General features: G+C 44.9%; 21 protein-coding genes. 8 read left to right on the top strand and 13 right to left on the bottom strand.

Annotated elements, in window-relative coordinates; all coding sequences use genetic code 11:
* Nucleotides 1-10: 10 nt before the first annotated feature.
* From J2T16_RS20115 to J2T16_RS20105, 3 genes are all read right to left on the bottom strand, one after another.
* Nucleotides 11-925: a tetratricopeptide repeat protein gene (locus tag J2T16_RS20115; RefSeq protein ID WP_499019112.1), complete on the bottom strand. Its 915-nt coding sequence runs from the start codon at nucleotides 923-925 to the stop codon at nucleotides 11-13.
* Nucleotides 926-1,053: 128 nt separating this feature from the next.
* Nucleotides 1,054-2,589, bottom strand: coding sequence for a replication initiation and membrane attachment family protein (locus J2T16_RS20110; protein WP_336121920.1), 1,536 nt, complete (start codon nucleotides 2,587-2,589; stop codon nucleotides 1,054-1,056).
* A 385-nt stretch (nucleotides 2,590-2,974) separates the two neighbouring features.
* Complete coding sequence (locus J2T16_RS20105) at nucleotides 2,975-3,268, bottom strand: YuiB family protein (RefSeq protein ID WP_090919489.1); 294 nt, start codon at nucleotides 3,266-3,268, stop codon at nucleotides 2,975-2,977.
* A 227-nt stretch (nucleotides 3,269-3,495) separates the two neighbouring features.
* Between J2T16_RS20105 and hemQ the strand changes: the two genes are divergently transcribed.
* Entirely contained in the window at nucleotides 3,496-4,242 is a 747-nt protein-coding gene (hemQ, locus tag J2T16_RS20100; RefSeq protein ID WP_090919493.1) for a hydrogen peroxide-dependent heme synthase, read from the top strand.
* Nucleotides 4,243-4,588: 346 nt separating this feature from the next.
* Here the strand turns inward: hemQ and J2T16_RS20095 are convergent, their stop codons facing one another.
* Together J2T16_RS20095 and J2T16_RS20090 are read right to left on the bottom strand one after the other, a co-directional pair.
* Nucleotides 4,589-4,843: a hypothetical protein gene (locus tag J2T16_RS20095; protein ID WP_090919495.1), complete on the bottom strand. Its 255-nt coding sequence runs from the start codon at nucleotides 4,841-4,843 to the stop codon at nucleotides 4,589-4,591.
* Nucleotides 4,840-6,033 carry an NAD(P)/FAD-dependent oxidoreductase gene (locus tag J2T16_RS20090; RefSeq protein WP_154891059.1) on the bottom strand — a complete coding sequence of 398 codons (1,194 nt, stop codon included), beginning with the start codon at nucleotides 6,031-6,033 and terminating at the stop codon, nucleotides 4,840-4,842. The genes J2T16_RS20095 and J2T16_RS20090 overlap by 4 nt, the downstream gene beginning before the upstream one ends.
* Nucleotides 6,034-6,544: 511 nt before the next feature.
* On the opposite strand from J2T16_RS20090, the gene J2T16_RS20085 reads away from it, so the two are divergent.
* Together J2T16_RS20085 and J2T16_RS20080 are read left to right on the top strand one after the other, a co-directional pair.
* Nucleotides 6,545-7,546 (top strand): NAD(P)/FAD-dependent oxidoreductase, encoded by a 1,002-nt coding sequence (locus J2T16_RS20085; RefSeq protein ID WP_090919501.1) that lies wholly within the window; start codon nucleotides 6,545-6,547, stop codon nucleotides 7,544-7,546.
* A gap of 76 nt (nucleotides 7,547-7,622) precedes the next feature.
* Nucleotides 7,623-7,874, top strand: coding sequence for a hypothetical protein (locus J2T16_RS20080; protein ID WP_139168882.1), 252 nt, complete (start codon nucleotides 7,623-7,625; stop codon nucleotides 7,872-7,874).
* Between the two features lie 21 nt (nucleotides 7,875-7,895).
* Here the strand turns inward: J2T16_RS20080 and J2T16_RS20075 are convergent, their stop codons facing one another.
* Together J2T16_RS20075 and J2T16_RS20070 are read right to left on the bottom strand one after the other, a co-directional pair.
* Nucleotides 7,896-8,039 (bottom strand): sporulation histidine kinase inhibitor Sda, encoded by a 144-nt coding sequence (locus J2T16_RS20075; protein WP_024632651.1) that lies wholly within the window; start codon nucleotides 8,037-8,039, stop codon nucleotides 7,896-7,898.
* A gap of 356 nt (nucleotides 8,040-8,395) precedes the next feature.
* Nucleotides 8,396-9,055 carry a YheC/YheD family protein gene (locus J2T16_RS20070; protein WP_221789954.1) on the bottom strand — a complete coding sequence of 220 codons (660 nt, stop codon included), beginning with the start codon at nucleotides 9,053-9,055 and terminating at the stop codon, nucleotides 8,396-8,398.
* A 236-nt stretch (nucleotides 9,056-9,291) separates the two neighbouring features.
* Here J2T16_RS20070 and J2T16_RS20065 point away from each other — a divergent pair, with 236 nt between their 5' ends.
* Together J2T16_RS20065 and J2T16_RS20060 are read left to right on the top strand one after the other, a co-directional pair.
* Complete coding sequence (locus tag J2T16_RS20065) at nucleotides 9,292-9,546, top strand: hypothetical protein (protein WP_154891060.1); 255 nt, start codon at nucleotides 9,292-9,294, stop codon at nucleotides 9,544-9,546.
* Between the two features lie 25 nt (nucleotides 9,547-9,571).
* Nucleotides 9,572-11,101 (top strand): Ppx/GppA phosphatase family protein, encoded by a 1,530-nt coding sequence (locus J2T16_RS20060; RefSeq protein ID WP_221789956.1) that lies wholly within the window; start codon nucleotides 9,572-9,574, stop codon nucleotides 11,099-11,101.
* Here the strand turns inward: J2T16_RS20060 and ppk1 are convergent.
* Nucleotides 11,061-13,142, bottom strand: a complete 2,082-nt coding sequence (ppk1, locus tag J2T16_RS20055) for a polyphosphate kinase 1 (protein WP_221789958.1) — start codon at nucleotides 13,140-13,142, stop codon at nucleotides 11,061-11,063. The genes J2T16_RS20060 and ppk1 overlap by 41 nt on opposite strands.
* A 247-nt stretch (nucleotides 13,143-13,389) precedes the next feature.
* On the opposite strand from ppk1, the gene J2T16_RS20050 reads away from it, so the two are divergent.
* Both J2T16_RS20050 and J2T16_RS20045 read left to right on the top strand, forming a co-directional pair.
* Nucleotides 13,390-13,617: a hypothetical protein gene (locus J2T16_RS20050; RefSeq protein WP_499019110.1), complete on the top strand. Its 228-nt coding sequence runs from the start codon at nucleotides 13,390-13,392 to the stop codon at nucleotides 13,615-13,617.
* Nucleotides 13,618-13,999: 382 nt separating this feature from the next.
* Nucleotides 14,000-15,049 carry a glycoside hydrolase family 53 protein gene (locus tag J2T16_RS20045; protein ID WP_336121918.1) on the top strand — a complete coding sequence of 350 codons (1,050 nt, stop codon included), beginning with the start codon at nucleotides 14,000-14,002 and terminating at the stop codon, nucleotides 15,047-15,049.
* A gap of 380 nt (nucleotides 15,050-15,429) precedes the next feature.
* On the opposite strand, the gene J2T16_RS20040 is transcribed toward J2T16_RS20045, so the two are convergent.
* The 4 genes from J2T16_RS20040 to rarD all read right to left on the bottom strand — a co-directional run bounded on the left by J2T16_RS20040 (nucleotide 15,430) and on the right by rarD (nucleotide 18,650).
* A complete protein-coding gene (locus tag J2T16_RS20040; protein ID WP_186809764.1) occupies nucleotides 15,430-15,780 on the bottom strand; it encodes a hypothetical protein in 351 nt (116 codons plus the stop codon).
* Nucleotides 15,781-15,790: 10 nt separating this feature from the next.
* The gene (locus tag J2T16_RS20035; protein WP_499019108.1) at nucleotides 15,791-17,062 is read right to left on the bottom strand and encodes an MFS transporter; all 1,272 of its coding nucleotides are present in this window, start codon (nucleotides 17,060-17,062) and stop codon (nucleotides 15,791-15,793) included.
* A gap of 18 nt (nucleotides 17,063-17,080) precedes the next feature.
* Entirely contained in the window at nucleotides 17,081-17,533 is a 453-nt protein-coding gene (locus J2T16_RS20030; protein WP_154891065.1) for an NUDIX hydrolase, read from the bottom strand.
* Between the two features lie 238 nt (nucleotides 17,534-17,771).
* Nucleotides 17,772-18,650, bottom strand: a complete 879-nt coding sequence (gene rarD, locus J2T16_RS20025; protein ID WP_154891066.1) for an EamA family transporter RarD — start codon at nucleotides 18,648-18,650, stop codon at nucleotides 17,772-17,774.
* Nucleotides 18,651-18,874: 224 nt separating this feature from the next.
* Between rarD and J2T16_RS20020 the strand changes: the two genes are divergently transcribed.
* Nucleotides 18,875-19,279 carry a VOC family protein gene (locus J2T16_RS20020; RefSeq protein ID WP_154891067.1) on the top strand — a complete coding sequence of 135 codons (405 nt, stop codon included), beginning with the start codon at nucleotides 18,875-18,877 and terminating at the stop codon, nucleotides 19,277-19,279.
* 123 nt (nucleotides 19,280-19,402) lie between these two features.
* Here J2T16_RS20020 and J2T16_RS20015 read toward each other — a convergent pair whose 3' ends face one another.
* Nucleotides 19,403-20,044: an NAD(P)-dependent oxidoreductase gene (locus tag J2T16_RS20015; RefSeq protein ID WP_090919539.1), complete on the bottom strand. Its 642-nt coding sequence runs from the start codon at nucleotides 20,042-20,044 to the stop codon at nucleotides 19,403-19,405.
* Nucleotides 20,045-20,210 lie beyond the last annotated feature (166 nt).

The following is a 20,210-nucleotide window of genomic DNA, read 5'->3' as shown; positions in this document are numbered from 1 at the left end:
GTGTATTCATTTAACCCTTATATTCTGGAGTTTCATGTCTGGAGCACCCGAATAAATAACATTTGGAGCTTAAAGATGTGGTGAAAATAAATGGTGGAACAAAACCCCAGGCAATCTGTTCGAGAATATGTTCATACTCCTTTTTCTCCATTTGCAAGCGAGTCACATATGCCTCTTTATCACTTTCTGTCCAATTCTCATCGCAATCTTCTGCCTGTGCTTCCTCAATGTCCCCTTGTTTTAACCGAATACATTCTGCTGCAATTTCAACTGCACGTTCCATTGCATTCGTCTGAACTAGAGCATAAATATATCTACACACCCAGTCGGGCGATTTATAATATGTGTCCCAGGATTTTTCAAACCAATGCACCGCTTCGGAAAAACATGCAAGCTCCAAGTACAGTTCTGCCACATGTACCTCTCCGACAAAATCATCATCACTTTCCAAGAAGGCATCCAGTTTGTGTTTTGCTTCAATCGTATGTCCCAGCTGAATTAAACAGTGAACATGACTATACATGGCGTAATCAGAAGGCCCGGCACTCTTCAAAAATAAAGCCGTGGCCTGATCCAACTCTCCGAGATGATATTTGGCAATTGCTAAGTTATTGTATGCCTCTTTGGAAGGCTCCACAGCAATAGAGTCTGATAGTACAACCGCGGCTTCTTCCCATCTCTCCATCTGAACAAGTAATTCACCAAGCAGACTGTAGGGAAAATGAGAGGTTGGTTTCAACGCCACTGCTTCCTGAGCCAATTCAATAGCTGCTTCGATATCCCCCTCTTCGTGATAATAAATCCAGGCCAGATTCGTCAAGGACTCAACGTCCCTTGAATCGTTCAATGCTTTCTGAAATAAAGCCAACGCTGCATCATAATCATTATTTTCAAGGTATTCGATGGCTTTCTGATTCGTGTTCAACGGATCTGCCCCTTCCCTCTGAATGACTCGTGTCCCTAGCTTTCGGACTCCACCACACACCTATTGAGTAAAAAAGCGAGTCACCTCTCCCAAGGGACCCGCCTGTATCGTACAACTATAACGTTCCTTTATAACGTTCCTTTTTGCTTGCTCGCCTGCATCTCCTGAGCAAATCGCATCATCTCTTCAAACTCTTCCTCCGAAACGTTATCCCCATCATGGCTTATGTCTTGTACAATCGGAATTTCGGGTTTGGCTTTGGTTCCTTTACCGTATGTACGGGTACGGGTTCCAGCTGCTCCTGCAGCCTGCTTGCCTTTCACCTTCGCCTGATCACGGATATATTGCACAGCCTTCTCATACGTATTAACCTGCTTCAGCAACATATTGGAGGCAATTGCCTCAACAAAATTACGGTTAATCCGCTGTTCGCCGCCAGATACGAGCAATGCCATCAGATAATGAATCAATACGTTGATTACTTCACCAGGCAGCTTGTAACTCAGATCAATTTTTTCGAAAATATCAACCAGATTATCCGGTACAGCCCCCGGGAAAAATGTCTGCAACAACCGAGTGTACGGCTCGTTACGAAGCATCATATTGTATTGATGAATATCACACTTGGTTGCAAATTGCGGTGGCACCTCGACATAATACTCCATCTGAACAACATGCTCCACTGGTGGTTCACCGGAGTCATTATATGCCTGTGGCTCCTCCATATGCTGGCGAAGAGCAACCACCTTGGCGGCTTGCACTGTCTGCTGTTCCTGACGTTTCTTCGTTTGTCTGAATTGCATGCTCGCCTTGTGTTGAAGATCATCCAGCAATAGTTGTCCTTGCGGGCTAAATACACCATCCTCGTCCAGCAGTCTGCACACATCCTGCACGCTAAGACTAAACTTGTTCACTACAAAATTGACGATCCCGAGCTGTTCATGATCAAAACGAAGTTGTTCCACATAACGTCGGTTTACCGACTCACGCGGGAAGCGTAAAATAATGTCCGCATAATTCAGTGCATTTTCTTCCACAGCATCATTCGTGCCTGTTCGCTGTGCCGATGTGGATACTTCGGAGAGTGCCTGCTCCAGCTCGTAATCAATGACATGCGTGTTAAGCTCAAATATATCGTAAAAGGGAACTGAAATATTTTCTTTATTGGCTGCAACGTAAGGTGCATCCCCATTTTCAATTGCCGAAAAGCCAGCTCGTAGCGACAACACAGCAAATTTGCCAATTTTGTCCCGAAGCAGCAATGTCAGATGCTGTGTGCGGAAAAACTCTCCTGGCGAGAGCGGAGGCTGCAGTTCATACTCATAGATGTAATCATCATTCTCTGGAATATAGACCCGCGACGTCTGAAGAAGCCCTACTGCCTCCAGCTTCGATGCCTGTTCAACGAGATATTTACGTCCTTTCTCGCTAGGTTCCAGCCCCAATGTCATGAACAGCCTTCGTTGCTGCTCAAGCGGGGAATAACCGACCTGTTCTCCGGGGAGATGCTGAAATAACAGCCGATACAAGCCAACCGCAAAAGCACCTACCATAGGCTGGTAAGCTCCTGTGAGCATGCGGTCGTCCAGGGCGCTTAATCCAAACTCCCTGTATACGCAGTAGCGATGATGTTCCGTATAATGATGCAAATTCTTCATGCGCATAGCCTGATCTCCTTCTTCCCCAAAGGTTGTTTTTCTATTCTATCATAAATGTCCGATCCTCAAATGCTCAAAAACAGGTAAAAAACCAACCCGTTCTCTCTCCGTTTCGTCCTAGGTCGACATCGTTCACGTTTTCGCAGAATTGGGCGAATTTTCAAATAAGCACACCCATAGAGTCGCTAGAATACTATAAAAGCTACAGAGCCAGATTACAAGCGAAAATAGTTGATATCTATTCATCTTATGCTTATGAAAAAAAGCGTACAAACATTCCCGTACCCCGTTCGTCACAACAAAAAAGCCTTGCCTTTGCACGCGTAAGCGTTTGCGTCAAAGATAAAGACTTTTCCAAGTTATTGCGGCAGATGCCTTCACTTTCCAGTCATCAGAACATCCGATATCCGCCTAAACGCAGTTTCTGAATCGTCCATCCGCTGATTATCGCACCCGCGAGGCCTGCAACCCCTGTCATATAATCGACCAACTGGAACGATCCAAGATGTGACACGAGCGTAGATGAATGATCCCATAAGGAATATACCACCACAGGCAAAATAACGATGACGAACAGATAGGAAGGAAACCAGGTGGTCTTCATAAGCATATTCAAAATGAAACCGATACCAAACATCATCACAAAAAATAATACCATTAATACAAGCACAGGTATAAACTGCATCGGCTGACGTTCACCTCTTCTTTCACACTTTCGGTTTTCCCTTCTGGATAGTAGTAAGTTTACCGCAAAAAATGTGGCGAAGCAACGAACTTTCTGGACAAATCTACCGATTTTCACGAGAAGATCATTTGCCCTCCTGCTTCATATTGGGATACAATATAACGATAAAGCACTAAACCATCCCTTACCGGGATTTGGAAATATAATCCGCAGGAGGAACAATATCCATGAACGAAGCCGCATCAACCCTGGAGGGCTGGTATGCCCTGCATGATTTTCGCTCGATGAACTGGACCGCTTGGAAAGCAGCCGACGATGAAGAGCGTGCTGTTGCCCTGGACGAGCTTCAAGAGTTTTGGAATGATTGGAAAAAAGTCGAGGAGGCTTCCCAAGGCAGCACTGTAGTTTATACAGTCGTAGGTCAGAAAGCTGACTTTGTGATGATGCATCTGCGCGAAACGCTGGAAGATCTGAAGGCAGTAGAGAACGCCTTCAACAAAACAACGTTTGCCAAATACACGACTAAAGCTTATTCATATGTCAGTGTAGTTGAACTGAGCAACTATCTTGGCAAAGAGGGCGAAGATCCGATGCAAAATCCGGAGATTATTGCCCGTCTTAAACCGGTTTTACCACAGCGCCAATACATTTGTTTCTACCCAATGAACAAAAAGCGTGAGTTGAACGACAACTGGTACATGTTGTCCATGGACGAGCGCCGCACCATGATGCGCAGTCACGGCATGATCGGCCGCAGTTATGCGGGTAAAGTGAAACAGATCATCACGGGCTCTGTCGGATTTGATGATTGGGAATGGGGCGTTACGCTGTTCGCTGATGATGCGCTTCAATTCAAAAAACTCGTGTACGAGATGCGCTTTGATGAAGTAAGTGCACGCTACGGTGAATTTGGCTCCTTCTATGTAGGAAGCTTGCTGAACGAAAGCACACTGGAAGAGATGCTGAAACTGTAATTTTGTATACATGCAAGAATCGTCCAGCCTTCTATTGAAGCAGGCTGGACGATTTTTTTTCGTTACAGCAAAAAATCGCCGCCGGACGTATTGCTCCGCGGTGATTTTTTGGTGATTAAGAATTATATCACTTTAAGCTTGATTTAGATTTATTTTAGTTAATCTAATTGTTTACACCAAAACGGAGAGGACAGAAAAAACCTGGAAAAGCGGAGCGGTCGCCTTTATCACCGGATTTTCCCTTTGAGAAAAGGGAATCCAAAAAATCTGGGGATAACAGCGATTGAAAGGTTATTCTGTCATCGGAGTGCGCGAGTGTAAACGCTTTTTAGAACTTAATAAAATCTTAATCCTGCTCCTCTTCATCAACTGCTTTCAGAGATTCGAGGAATTCAGCAGTTGCACGATCACGGTCACGGCTCTTTTCCTTCAGCCGTTCAATCGCCGGCAGGATGAGAATATCTACTTCTTTCTGAACGATATAGGCCAGGTCATATTGATTCTGTTCCTCCAGATACCCGCCGACCTGCATCAAGTCGTTGTAACGATCCAGTTCCTCACGGGTTAACAGGCCACGAACCTGCACACTGCAATGTCTCATCCGAAGAACCGTCCTTTCCTCAGGACCAGCGGAATACCTCCAATGATAAACAAATAGCGCATATCCACTAATTTTTTCAATTGTGCTGCCTTCCAGCCCTTGTATTTCTTATCCCCAACGACAGCAATCGCTTCCCCTTTACCCAAAGAGGCAACAGTACCTTTGCTGGTGAATTCAAAAGGCTGAGGCTGCTTGTTGCGAATGGCTGCGACAATATTTTTGGCACAGTTCACACCTTGCTGCATCGCAATCTGTGCTGTTGGCGGATACGGTCTGCCCTCCTTGTTAAACACAAGGGAGTTGTCCCCGATCACATACACATGTTCATGCCCAGGAGCACGCAAATATTCATCCACCTTCACACGACCACGCATCACTTCAAGCCCCGCCTGTTCAAGTAAGGAATTCCCTCGAATGCCTCCTGTCCATACGACTGTGGCAGCGTCGATTTTCTCGCCTTCACCAACGATTACGCCATCAGGAAGACATTGCTTGATCGGAACACCAATTTTAAACGTAACCCCTTTTTTCTTCAGTACGTTCATCGCATGCTCCACAAGTTCCGGATCGAACCCCGGCAATGCGGAAGGCGCAGCTTCAACATTATAGATGTGTACATGCTTCGGATCCACGTCAAATTCTTTGCACAGCTGCGGGATACGATCAGCAAGTTCTGCAACAAATTCTACGCCGCTAAAACCTGCTCCCCCTACAACAAACCGAATACGGTTTCGTTTATTGTCGTTTTTGTACATTGCGAATTGATATTCGATATGTTCCCGAATCAGCCTCACAGAGTTGATGCTACGAATGGTCATCGCGTGTTCCAGCATACCCGGTATACCAAAAGTTTCCGGCTCTCCACCTAGTCCAATAATCAGGTAATCATAGGACAACGTGCCATCCTCCAAAATGACTTTACGATCCTGAAGCCGGATCTCCTTCACGGATGATTTTACCAGATCAATCTTGAATTCATCGATCAGTTTGGAAATAGAAACTCTCGCATGCTCTATTTTATCCGTGCCGGCTGCCGGCATATGTAGATGGGTTGTAATATAGTGATAATCATGCCGATTCACCAATGTGACGTCAGCTTCATTATAGTTGAGTTCCTTCTGCAGCCGCTGCGCTGTCAGAATTCCGCCATATCCCGCTCCGAGAATGACGATTTTGGGAATGCTACTCATATCTGTACTCCTTCCGGTTTCGCTCGCATCCTTCCTGATAATTGAGGTGGAATGCAAAATGCTCTTACTTACAAGTATTGCTCAGGTCTTATCCAATATGACGACAAATGTAAAATTCGTAAGTGTATATTAACTTCTGTACGTATAATATCGACGATTATAGTTGTGAAATTAACCACAAGTTTCCACAAAACGAGGTTGTTTCTTAACCTGATGTTATGACTCTAATTTTGACAAAAAAACACATAGTACAGGTCAAGGATATCTGTATTTCTCGTAAAGATCAAGGTTTTTTTTGTTATTTTTCATAGCCTTTCATTTCCAATTTCATCCTATTCTCACCAGAACTTCATCATTTATTCTCAGATTAGTGATCCAGCTAACTTTGCAACCCAGATTACACCGTTTATAATAGGAAAGACAGTTTGGCACCCATGCAGATTATGTGACGTAATTTGCAAAAATAATCACTGTTCTCTACCTATTAAAATAAGAAAGGTGTTGTTGATTTTTGACTGCACAGACGTCCGGTCATGAAATGACCGATTTACTTATTATCGGCGGCGGTCCTGCGGGCCTGTTCGCTGCATTTTATGGAGGTATGCGTCAGGCTTCCGTTACACTGGTTGAAAGTATGCCACAGCTTGGTGGACAGCTCGCGGCCCTCTACCCGGAAAAGTACATTTATGATGTAGCCGGTTTTCCGAAAGTTACTGCTCAGGAACTCGTGAATAACCTGATCGAGCAGATGAGCCACTTTAACCCGAACATTCGCTTGGAAGAAAAAGTGGTGTCGGTGGAGAAAAAAGAAGAACAGCATTTCATCGTAAAGACAGATGAGAATGAATATCATGCCAAAGCGGTTATTATCACGGCGGGTGTTGGTGCATTTGAACCTCGTCGCCTTGAACTCGAAGGTGCAGCGAAGTTTGAGAAAACCAACCTGCATTACTTCATCAGTGATTTAAACGCTTTTGCCGGTAAAAAAGTTTTGATTAGCGGCGGGGGAGATTCTGCTGTAGACTGGGCTCTTATGCTTGAGCCGATTGCTGAACAGGTTACTCTGATTCACCGCCGGGACAAATTCCGTGCACATGAGCACAGTGTGGAAAACCTGATGAACTCCAAAGTTAACGTTGTGACACCGACTGAAATTACGGAACTTCACGGAGATGACACCATTACCAAGGTTACTCTTGCTCATGTTAAGACGAAAGAAACACAGGAAATTGAAGTGGATGATGTCATTGTTAACTTTGGTTTCGTATCCTCCCTCGGTCCAATTGCTGAATGGGGTATCGAAATTGACAGCAATTCCATCGTTGTCGACTCCCGCATGGAAACGTCTATTCCTGGTATTTTTGCTGCCGGCGATATTACGACGTATCCAGGCAAGCTGAAACTGATTGCTGTTGGCTTCGGTGAAGCTCCAACTGCAGTAAATAATGCAAAAGTATACTTCGATCCGGATGCCAAATTGTCTCCTGGACACAGCAGTAATATGAAACGCTAATTCAAAGCAATCACATAATATGGTACAAAAAAGGGTATCTTACTCCTGAGCAATCTCATGATCAGGAGGGATACCCTTGTCTTATATATGCCCGCTGTGTAACGGTCTGGTTGTACCGGAGCAGGCTTGTCCCCACTGCTTTCAGGGACTGTCAGAATGCGGCAAATTAGACGACTACACCGGACCATACAGCCCCTACGAACTTCAAGCTTCCTCTGACATGGCAGACGAAACCGAGAGCGTTTGCAATCACTTGATGTATTGTCACCATTGTCAGACAAGTATGCTACTGCCTGTCTCTTTATGGGACTTGTCCGGAAACCTGTAACATTGCCTGCAATGAGGATCTCTAGTGAAGTATGGCAGATACGTCAGTACCCAGTTTGCGCTTATGGATTTCTGCCAATAGCAGCGCGATGAAATCTCTTTCGAGATCCAATTCGATCGCTTTATGGTAGGAATCCAACAACATCTCATCGGATAACATAGCCATTTCCCGCCACAACCTTTCCTTTATTTTCCTCAAAACTATCATATCAGAGATCGGACAAGAGAACAAGCGTTCTTGTTATCCACAACGACGTGTGGAAATCCTGTGTATAGTTTGTTGATAATTGGAAAAAACATAGAATATATATCAGTGGATAATGTGGACATTAATTATACACAGGATAGATAACATCTCTATGAAATTCGGGATTCAAAGAAAATTTAGAGCAATTTTCATATTTTCCACGAACGCTCCGAATGTATTACCCAAAAGTGAAAATTTTCAAACGCTTTTCATCCAATTTCTCTTGTATATACTATCGGTTTTTCTCCCGTTTTCTTTAACGTTTCCAGTAATTTTCATTGAGGTCTGGTATTCACTTCCAAAATCCATATTCTGCCCGAGTGATCCAGTCCATAATCAAATCCCAACTGTCCTATGCCAGGGAACTGACTTTCCATGATATGTGTGCAAGTCAATGTTAAAGAACGCATCTCCTGCCGCTTGTATCGATTAGCAATGTGAGGCAGGGATAAGGCAAGTGCTCTTTTGCCTGACAGCATGGTTCCCCCCTTACTCAGATTCGTTACACACAGACCTGGACGTGCAAGTCTTCCAACCAAAGAACGAAATACCCAACCCTGTCCCGTCTTTACTACCTTAACTCTGTAATCCACAGGTCTTCCATGAATGGTTGCGAGATGAATTCCTTGTTGAATGATATATCTTCGCTTGGCCTTTACCCTTACAAGGGAGCGATACATCTTAGTAAAGCTTGCAAAAGAACGAGTAACTTTCATATGTGTATATCTAAAAACCCCGCCGCTGCTGGATACCCGGATTACGCCGTACCCACCGCCTCCAACAACGGGTTTAACATATACCATTCCATAACGTTGCAGCATGTGCAGCAGGTTACCTGGATTAAACACTTTTGTTTGCGGGATATGAGCAGCAGCTACCGGATATTTCATCAGTGCAGCAGTTTTCCGCCATTTGCTTGCTAACTGTCTCGACATAGGTTGATCTCCTCTCTCCAAACCATGATCCTTCTTTATACATACTCACTCCAAGCATGGTTTTCTTGGATGATTGTCCAAGGCAAAGGCCCCTTTTCTGTGGAACATGTCCTGCTATGCTAAATGGATTCCAGGACAAACGCCGGTTTACTTTTCAAACGGTTCAATCTGTCGTATGCTACTAAAGAATGACTTGTTTTGGCTAAAAATGAGGATCTAAGGAGCGTTCAAAAGACATGGAAGCATTTTTCAAATCACTTTATGGCGTGGCCTATTTCGCAATGTCCATTGTATTGGTCGCGGTGACGGTACTTCTCTTCGTGATCGGTATTCGTCTGTTTATCAAAAAACGCAATCGTGGCTTTGCCGTAAGTTGTATTTTATTTGCCTGTTTCATCGTCTTTATCATCGTTGTGATGTTCACCACGCCCTTCTCTGCCACGCCTCCAGGCTCACCGGAAGCCCTGGCTGCCCTGTTACATTACGGGTAACCGACCTTTGTAGAAGGAGATGCTTATGACACGAAATAATAAAACACTTGGAATTGTTGATATTGGCTCAAACTCTATTCGTCTAGTGATCTATGAGGTGAGTGAAGACGGAGCGTATCGCATTATTCATGAAGACAAATATGCTGCCCGGCTAAGCGGGGTTGTGGAATCGGATGGCAGTATCCTAAGATCATCTCTATCCACTGCCATAACCGTCCTTCGGCAATTTAAAGCCACCTGTGAGACTTATCAGACTGAACTAATTCGAGCGGCAGCAACTGCCGCGATCCGCAATGCGACCAACGCGGAGCAGATTATTGCATGGCTGGAAAATGAAACTGGACTTACGATTGAATGTGTCTCGGGAGATCGTGAGGCCTATTACGGATTCCTGGGCGTGATACAGTCGATTGACCTGACCGACGGTTTTGTCGTTGACATTGGAGGGGGCAGTACGGAGATCACCGTGTTCCGCAATCGCGAAAGATTGCACAGTGTCTCGCTGCCAATCGGTGCCGTGAATTCACATGCCCGTTATGGAGGCGAGGATCAATGGACCGAGGCCAATGAACAATCCCTTTGCAATGAAGTTATTGAAGCATTACAGGGACAGACTTGGACTCAGGAACATCCCGGTTTGCCACTCATTGGACTGGGTGGTACAATGCGTACACTCGCAAAAGTAGAACAAAAGCGTACGCAATATTCTTTGCCGGTAACGCATCACTATGAAATTAGAGAGGAAGCGATGGATAATATCGCCCTTTCCTTGCCCTATCTTACTTCCGCTCAACGCAAAAAAGTGCCAGGTCTTGCTAAGGATCGAGCTGACATCATCGTACCAGGCGTATTGATTCTGCGTACTGTCTTCCGCATGATCCAGGGGGATCGTTATGTGGTAAGCGGAGCAGGACTTCGCGACGGGCTTCTGAGGGATTATCTCGCTGCTGGTCAGCCTTCCGCACCTGATGCATTAAAGGATAGCATCCGTAATTTCCTTTATTACGGCCCACCGATCCCGGAGAAACGTCTGAACCGGATTCATCAGGATACGGTTACCTTATACACCGCTTTACAAGAGGCTACGCCTGATGCCTCTGATGAGCGAATTTTGTACACATCCTCTATGCTTCATATGGCTGGCAAACAAATTAACTATTTCCGGTACACGCAACACTCGGCATACTGGATTATGAATGCAAGCATTTACGGTCTGTCCCACAGGGAAACAATTTTAAGTGCCATTGCAGCCGACTATCATCCGAAAAAAAGAACGCCTCAACTGCTACAGAAGCATGAGGACATTCTGAAAGATTCGGATACACAGCATGCTCACCGCATCGGCTCGTTACTGCGTGCGGCCGAAGCGATCCATCGTGCAGAGAGCATTGCCGCCATTCACGCGGTCAAAGAAAAAGACTCGCTGCAGGTCACGTTGACCTGTACAGACGAGCCTTTACTGGAACTGAACGGCCTGGAAGATGCCGTCAAAGATTTGCAAGAAGCCTGGGGAGTTACGTTAAAACACTCCATTGTGCGGGCTTCCAAGGGATAATTCCCATCGCCTCCGTCTGACTTCTCAGCGGGGGCTTTTCATTTTTTACAAATATATAATTGCCGTTTGGCATAAGTTCTCTGGCCTTCACATTGTCATTCAATGACAGATTGAGGATATCCACCAGCATTTTTTTCAATGAAGGATCAAATACAGGACACATCAGCTCAATACGTCGATTTAAGTTACGTGACATCCAGTCTGCACTGGAAATGAAAACATCGGGGTTACCGTCATTTTCAAAGTAAAACAACCGGGAATGTTCAAGAAAACGGTCTACAATACTAATGACTCGAATGTTCTCGCTCAGCCCTTCTACACCTGGACGTAAGCAACATACGCCGCGGACAATCAGGTCAATCTGCACCCCTGCCTGCGAAGCTACATATAATTGATCTATCATTTCCTGATGGGATAAAGAGTTGATCTTGGCAATAATTCGGGAACGTTTGCCTTTTAATGCATGCTCTGTTTCTCGGCGAATCAATGTGAACAACTCGTCCTTCATGCCATCTGGCGCAACACGGAATGCTTGCAGTGCCTTCGGGCCGGAATAACCGGTAATCTCGTTAAACAGTTCGGATGCATCCTCACCAATGATCGGGTTAGAGGTGAACAAACCTACATCCGTATACACTTTGGCGGTGCTTTCGTTGTAGTTCCCCGTACCAACGTGAACATATCGGCGCAGCCCTTGCTGCTCCCGGCGTACAACGAGAATGATTTTTGCATGTGTTTTCAGACCGACCAAACCATAAACGACATGGCAGCCTGCCTTTTCTAGCTTCCGAGCCCATGCAATATTCCGTTCCTCATCAAATCGGGCTTTCAGTTCCACAACAACGGTAACTTGCTTCCCGCTCTCTGCAGCGAGCGCGAGCGCTGGAATAAGACGCGAGTCACCATTGACTCGGTAAAGCGTCATTTTGATCGCCAGAACCTGTGGATCTTCTGAAGCTTCCAGTATAAAATCTGTCACCGGTTCAAACGATTCATACGGGTGATGAACCAGCACATCCTGTCTGCGAAGTAGCTCAAAATGACTTTCTCTCGGCAGGAACTCAGGCGGATATACAGGTTGTACAGGACCATATTTGAGATGTGAGAAACCTTCGAGGCTATCCACAAATCCAGATAAAAAGCTGAGATCCAGCGGTCCATCAATTTCAAAGATCGGGTCCTGAATTTCAAACTCCTCTTGCAGCTCCTGTAGCGCGTCACTACGGAAATCCTTGCACACTTCCAGTCTGACAGGGGCTCCGCGACGTCTGCGACGCAGCTCTTTTTCGATGGCCTCCAGCAAGTCTTCCGCTTCTTCTTCATTAATGGAGAGATCTGCGTTTCGAGTTACCCGGAACTCCTGCACAGCCAGCGATACATATCCGCTGAACAAGGTGTGCACATGCTGTTTAATCAGGTCTTCGATCAGAATGAAACTTTTTTTCTTGCTATTGGCCCTCAGAGGAACCTTCACAATGCGAGGAAGATTGGAAGGTACCTGCACGATCGCCATAAATGGCTCGCCATCCTGCTCATCTTCTTTTTGCAGCATTACGGACAGATAAACGGACTTGTTGTGCACCAGCGGAAAAGGCCGACTCTGGTCGATAGCCATCGGCGTAAGCACCGGGAAAATAATGTCATGATAATATTGATCCATTGCCCGTTGCTGCGTCACATTAAGATCCACATACTCCTGGATGTGCACGCCTTTCTTGGCGAGAAGACGAATGAGCTCACGGTACGTTTTATATTGCTCCGCGACCATGGCCCCGGTTCGTTTAATGAGTCTGCGGTACAGCCCCGAAGGGGTATAACCCGTGAAATCTTTTTGTGTGAATCCAGCCTTGATTTTCTCCTTGGTCTCTGCGAGCCTGACACTGACAAACTCATCCAGATTGCTGGCAACAATGCCAAGAAACCTCATCCGCTCCAGCATAGGCGTTGTAGCGTCCTGTGCCTCTTGAAGCACACGCCGATTAAATTCAACCCAACTCAAATCACGATTAACATAGTTGCCTGTTTTAATATCTTTATGCATGTATGGCCTCCGAATGTGATGCATGTCAATTCTTATTTGAACTTCTACTATAATTGTACTATTCGTAATCGACTCCAAGCGTCATCGGAATGTTAACGCAGTGTTAAATTTATGTAAATGATAACTCATGACCGCAACTTTTTCCATCCCTTTACAAAGCACAATAGACAAGGTAAAGTGAACTACAGTGTGATTTGATCGGCTGTCGTTATTATTCCAAATTCACGTTATTTTAAAGGAGTATCTCATGAAATCGAACAAACCTAGAACGTTGCAAAAAAACATCGAGTTTTTCACCGCTGCCCTGTCCCAATGTGTGGTTACCGCATGGCAGGAAGATCCCGCAGGTGTGTATTGTGAAGTCGGTCACGGCATTGTCGAGAAGATCAGTGATGACAGCGTGCGAATTCGCAATGAGGATGGAACGAAAAGCCATTATGCTCGGGACACGACGATGTTTCAAACCGAAAAATAATTTTTGCGTAAATATGAAAAAAAGACTAGCTTTCCGAAACAGAGTGTTGTATACTCTTGCCACAAGGAAAGGAGGTGCGTCAACATTTCTAATGTCATGTTGAACGTGTCCCTTACCCGATCCACTACTTCCAAATAAATTGGATGGTAATGGAGGCGCGGGATACGGATCAATGTTTTAAAAAGCGCCACGGGTAGAAAAGCCGTCTTCGGACGGCTTTTTGTTTTGTCTTTTTCTATATAATACATAGGAATGTAACATGGGAAAAAGATGAGAAGTTAAGAAAACAACCAAAATATTGGAAACGGACCCTTTAGCACCATGATTTCGGAAGGCTATAATGAGGATGCATCTCAACTTATAACCAAGGAGGCATGTTGTTATGTTTAGAAATGTAAGGGGTTTCAAGACAAGCATTTTGCTAGCTTTTGTTTTATTAATCACTTCGATCCTGCTACCTGCAGGTCAGCACGCCAGTGCCGCACCGAGTTTTGCCAAAGGAGCAGACATTAGCTGGGTTCCCGGCATGGAAGCTCAAGGGTACAAGTGGAAAGATAAAAACGGGGTACAACGGGACATCATTGATATCTTGAAAAAGGATTACCAGATTAACTCTGTTCGCATCCGTGTTTTCGTTAATCCTTCGAATGATTATGGTAACGGTTACATGAATAAAGATCGCGCTGCCGCTCTCGCACAACGTGCTAAAAATGCAGGTATGAGTGTCATGCTGACACTGCATTACAGCGATTCCTGGGCAGACCCAGGCAAACAAACTAAGCCAGCCGCATGGAAAAATTATACGTTCCAGCAGTTGATGGATGTTGTCTGGAGCTATACCCGTGACGTTATGACGACCATGCAGAGCAAAGGTGTCACTCCAGACTGGGTACAGATCGGCAACGAAACCAGCAACGGTATGTTGTGGGATGATGGTAAAGCTTCGGTTAACATGAAAAATTATGCTTGGCTCGTGAACACAGGACATAACGCTGTAAAATCCATAAGCAGTGGTACCAAAACGATAGTGCACCTTGCAAACGGAGATGACAATTCCCTGTTTGTCTGGAATATCGGTGGACTGATCAACAATGGGGCCAACTTTGACATGATTGCAATGTCTCTCTACCCTTCTGCTTCCGGCTGGAATACAGCTGTGACAAAAACGGTCAACAATGCAAAAGATATGATTAATCGTTATGGTAAAGAAATTATGATCTCCGAAATTGGCATGGACAATAATCAGCCCGCGGCAGGAAAAAGCTTTGTCGCAGCGATGAAAAATCAGATTCGCAATTTGCCAAGTGGCAAAGGAAAAGGTGTATTCTACTGGGAGCCACAAGCTACTCCAGGTTATAATGCTGGTTACACCAAAGGCGCTTGGCAGTCCAATATGATGCCAACGGCTACCATGGAAGGGTTCATTGACTAAGCACAGGAGTTAGAAGCATTTTTGGGGAGGAGACTGCGAGTGGACGTTCCGGGGGCGGGGCGTTCTTTCGATCGCTGGTTGTCCTCGGATCGTTCTGGAATTTCCCCCTCATAGGAGAAAATCCGATGACAAACGCGAACGCTTCGCTTCTACAGAATCGCTCCCGCCCCCTCCACTACGCGCTACGCCTTAAGGGTGGGCTTCTAAAACGTGCTTCGACTTTTCACGGGAGTAAAGGGGAAACATTTATAAAAGGCGCCCACCCATTCGGATGGCGCCTTTGGACGTTGAAGAGCGTTATTGCACCCTATTGACTGGGTGCTTGGAGATATCTACGGTTGAGCGTTTCGAGGGGCAAGTTCAAATGATCCTGCTCGAACTTACATGAACACCATAACAGCTATAAGAGATACAAAAAGACTGAGGATAGCAATCATCGCTTGAATACAGCTAAACGATATATTCTCGATCAGGATCATGTGTTTTCTCTGTACAACATACGAAAATAGAAATGAAGGAAGGATAACCGGAAGATATTGATGAAGATCCGCAACACTCGTACTTGGCAATAGTGTGCCAAGATATCCGTTTGTCGTTTCGTTCACGATTAACCACGTATAGATCATGCCACTGATTACTGAAAAAAGAAACGGAGATATGAAACGAATCCTGTTCCCCGGTAGAACGAAACGACCAGGCTTGTGCTCTGACAACTCATCATTAACCATCATCATTCTCCTCCTAATTCATCATTTGATGATTTTGTTCCTGAAATGCCCTAAAATTCAGCAAACCAGCAACAATAGCCAGAATCGTTAGTACAGCTGCAAACAAATAGAGGTTCACGATTCCTATGATTTCAGCAAGCCATGCCATGCCTAGCAAAGATATGCAAAATATGAGATGCATCATGGAGGCTTGAGCTGATAAAACCTTGGGTAACATCGGATTAGCCACACTACTTTGAATCAACGTACGTCGGTTAATCATAGCAAGCTCAGCAAATGGACCCATTAACATGACCAGGAACAACGCAACAAAAGGCTGTGAGTTTAAAGCATAAACGGCAGTTAGGATTCCATACCCTGCCATCCCTATCATCATAACTGAAAAATATCGACGTCCAATGATTCTGCCTAGGGCAAGTACCAGCAAACCACCACTAATGGTTCCAGCAAAATAAGCTGCATTGATGAAGCCCCACCATTCTTCCCCCTGTCCAAGCGCCACTTGCACAAACGCAAGCGTGAAAGCACCTACCCAAATAGAGCCACCAAGCATGTCGATCATATCCATGAACGTAAGCACTCGCAGACGAGGTGTCCTCCATATCATCTTCCAACCTTCGGTTAACGTGTGCCATCTACTTGTGCCCAGATCAGAAGAAATATCTGCTGCTGCATTCACACGCTTCTCTGGTATCCCTCCAAGCGTTGGTTCCTTAACACCAAGTGTAAATACAGCTGCCAAGCCATAAATAACAGCTGCGATTAACAACGTTGAACTTGATCCAATAAATGCAACAATTACGCCGCTTAGGCCCCAACCTGCAAATTGTACAACTTGATCGCTGACGCTCATGAGTCCATTGGCTTTGAGTAGACCTTGTTCATGAGTCACCAGTCGTGGAATCAGCGCATTTCGAGCTGGTGTTGTCCACCCATCGAGAAAAGACATCACAAATATAAGCGAAAACACAAGTACTAATGAGGATTCTACGCTATTAAGCTGTATGTACACTGCCAGACAGATGAACAACAGGAATTGCCCGGTTTGTGAAAAAAAGAGTAGACTGGGCAACTTAAATAGCTGAATGAATAGTGGTGCAACTAAACTACTCAACAACTGAGCCCCACTGCGAATCAATGGCAAAAGTGCCGCAGACACAAGCGAATTTGTACGATCCAATACCATGACCGTAAGGGCCATAATATACAATACGTCCGCGGCATTGGCTGCTGTTTGGGTTGTCCACAGATAATAAAAAGCACGGGTTAAATACGAGGACTTCATGAACATCTTTCTCCATTTCTATAGCATGCTGTGAAAAAGCATTAAGGGATACTCTCTTTTAGTAATTATATTATCCGTAATCTGCAACATCACTTCGCGGTCGCGCAGTTCCAGCAATTCTGTGTTAGACAATTCTTCAGATGTAATCCACTTCGCATCTGCAATTTCCAAAGCATTCGGACGCAGAGAACCACCCGCAATTTCACCGATAAAATGGAACAAAATTACCTGCCGCTGAAGACTGCTTGTGAAATTGTAAATTCCTGTTGTGGCTGTAAGTCTAACCTCATATCCCGTCTCTTCTCTGGCTTCTCGGCGTGCCGCATCCATGATGTCTTCCCCATACTCTACTCGACCCGAGGGGAAATTCCATGTATCTCGAACAGATGCTTTGTTCTCTTTGATGATAAGTACTTTGCCCTTATGTAAGATCGAGACACTCACAACCATGATAATTCCCTGCTGCCCCATCACCCTAACCTCCACCGTCGCACAAAGCTTCTTTTCTATAATTAGAACACGTGTTCCTTTATTTGTAAATAAAAGAATCCATCAAATGATCTCCATAACTTTGAACTTAAAATAAAAAAAGCCCTCCTCATCCCCGAGGATGGAAAGGCCACATAAACAGAAATGATTAGACTCTCTCTAATCATTCCATCGCTGTGAACATATTGCATTGATGAACATACGCCGCCACTTTCTGTTTCTAGACGGACTTCGCCAGTTTTGTAGCACGCATCGAAGCAATAGCATAGACGATAAGTGCTACCCAAATGAAGGCGAAACCAACCAGCAACACAGGAGAAACAGTTTCCTTAAACACAAATATGCTCAGGACCAACATAATCGTTGGACCGATGTATTGCACAAATCCGAGCGTGGACAGCGACATGCGGGCAGCTGCACGTGCAAAAAACAGCAGCGGCAATGCGGTTACAACGCCGGAAAGCAACAATTCAAAAAACATTGGCGCTGGCAATGTCCAGGCCGTTGTTTTACCCACAATGCCAAGATAAATCCAGTAACCTAATGCAACAGGCAGGACAACTGCCGTCTCTGACAGCAAGCCTACTGACGCATCTTGCTTGATCTTTTTCTTAGCCAGACCATATAAACCAAAGGATGCAGCCAGTGAAATGGAGATCCACGGGAAACGTCCGTAGTCGATCGTAATAATCAGCACAGCAATCGCTGCAATAGCAATGGCCAGCCATTGCCCCCGGTTCGGTTTCTCATGAAGGAAAACGACGGCAAGCAGCACATTCAGCAAAGGGTTCAGATAATAACCAAGACTAGTCTCCACCACATGACCGTTGTTCACAGCCCAGATGAAAATCAGCCAGTTGATCGCAATCAACAGTCCACTAGCCGTGAGCGACAGTAAAGTTGAGCGGCTGGTCCAGATTCGTTTTACATCACTCCAGCGGCGCTGGATAGCTACTAGAATCCCCATAAATACAAATGACCACACCACCCGATGTGACAAAATCTCACCAGCCGGCACGTTGTTAAACAGCTTCCAATAAAGTGGGAGGATTCCCCACATAACATACGCAATAATGGCATTAATTAATCCGCTATTCATGAAACATACCTCTCTTTATGTTCTCTGTCTGTGTCTCTATTTAATCTCTGATGTCTCAACGGATTATACGCCTCGTTCCTTACATAAGTAAAGAAATACTTATAAAAATACAATTTTGTAACAATATACATAGCAGTCTAAACACACAGTTTCATTGAAGTGCATTGCTTCTCTTCATAATAGCGTATAATAAGATAAATTCTTTCTCTATGGGGGCCATGACGATGTCACAAGATATCTGGTTTAACTTGCCGGTCAAAGATGTAGAAAAGGCAACTTCTTTTTTTAATGCAATAGGATTTAAAACGACGAACGTTGGTAGCGAGAGAGCCATGATCTCCATAGGCCAAACTACAATTATGCTTTTTCCTTATGCAACTTTCGAGAAATTTACCGGAGCCAGAGCTGTGGACACTTCGCATAGCGCAGAGGTTATCATCTCCATTGGTGCTGATAGCAGAGAAGCAGTCGACTCCTTTATTCAGAATGTAGAGCGTGCCGGAGGAGGCATCTTTGGCAAGCCAGGAGAGACGGACGGTTGGATGTATGGTGCAGGGTTTGCGGATTTGGATGGTCATCGCTGGAATCTGCTGTACATGGATGAGAGCAAGATGCCAAAGCGTCAATAATGAGCCCAATCATAGATAACATCTGATAGATCATAATTAATTTTACATCAACAAAAACGGACACTCGCTTATCCAAGCAAGTGTCCGTTTGTTTTTAGTTTATCCTACAAACATATCTAATTATTACTTCGCTTCGCCAACTACAGTAAAGCGTTCATTTTTATGCTGCGGGTTCTCAATTTCATCCACAAGCGCAATCGCGTAATCGGCATAGCTGATGTAGCTGTTGCCTTCACTGTTTACCATAATTACATCGTTGCCGGACTGGTATTTTCCAGTACGTACGCCTTCCGGATTGAAGAAACCAGCCGGGCTAAGGAATGTCCATTGAATGCCGGAAGATGCTTGTAAGTCTTGCAGGTTCTTTCCTTGGTTGGATGCTGTTGCTTTGTACGCATCAGGGAATCCAGGGGAATCGACAACACGCAGCGTTTTGGACTCGTCCGTGAACAAGCTCCCCGCACCACCCACAACGATCAGACGAGTGTTAGGAGCATCTTTCAAAATGTTGATCAGGGCTTGTCCAGCTTCCACGTGCAGGTTTTCTTTGCCTGCTGGTGCACCAAACGCATTCACAACCACATCAAAGGCCTGAACATCTGAAGCCGTCAGATCAAATACGTCTTTTTCCAATACATTCAGGCTTTTGTCTTCTAATTTGGATGCATTTCGCACAATCGCTGTTACTTCGTGCCCGCGGTCTACCGCTTCTTTCAAAATAGTACTTCCCGCTTTACCTGTTGCACCAATAATTGCAATTTTCATCGTCAATCTCTCCTTCAGTATCGTTTTTTTACTAACTATTATGTTAAGGTTGTTTCCCTAATTCATAATGTAACTATAAATGTTACAACTTATCTTGTCAATACGTTTTCTTTTATCTTTTAACCATACATCCTCGAAAGATGTGGAGCTGGAATGAAGTTCATTA

The organism is Paenibacillus intestini, from assembly GCF_030803945.1.
GTDB classification, from domain to species: Bacteria; Bacillota; Bacilli; order Paenibacillales; family Paenibacillaceae; genus Paenibacillus; species Paenibacillus polysaccharolyticus.
This window is presented reverse-complemented; position numbering and strand designations above follow the sequence as displayed.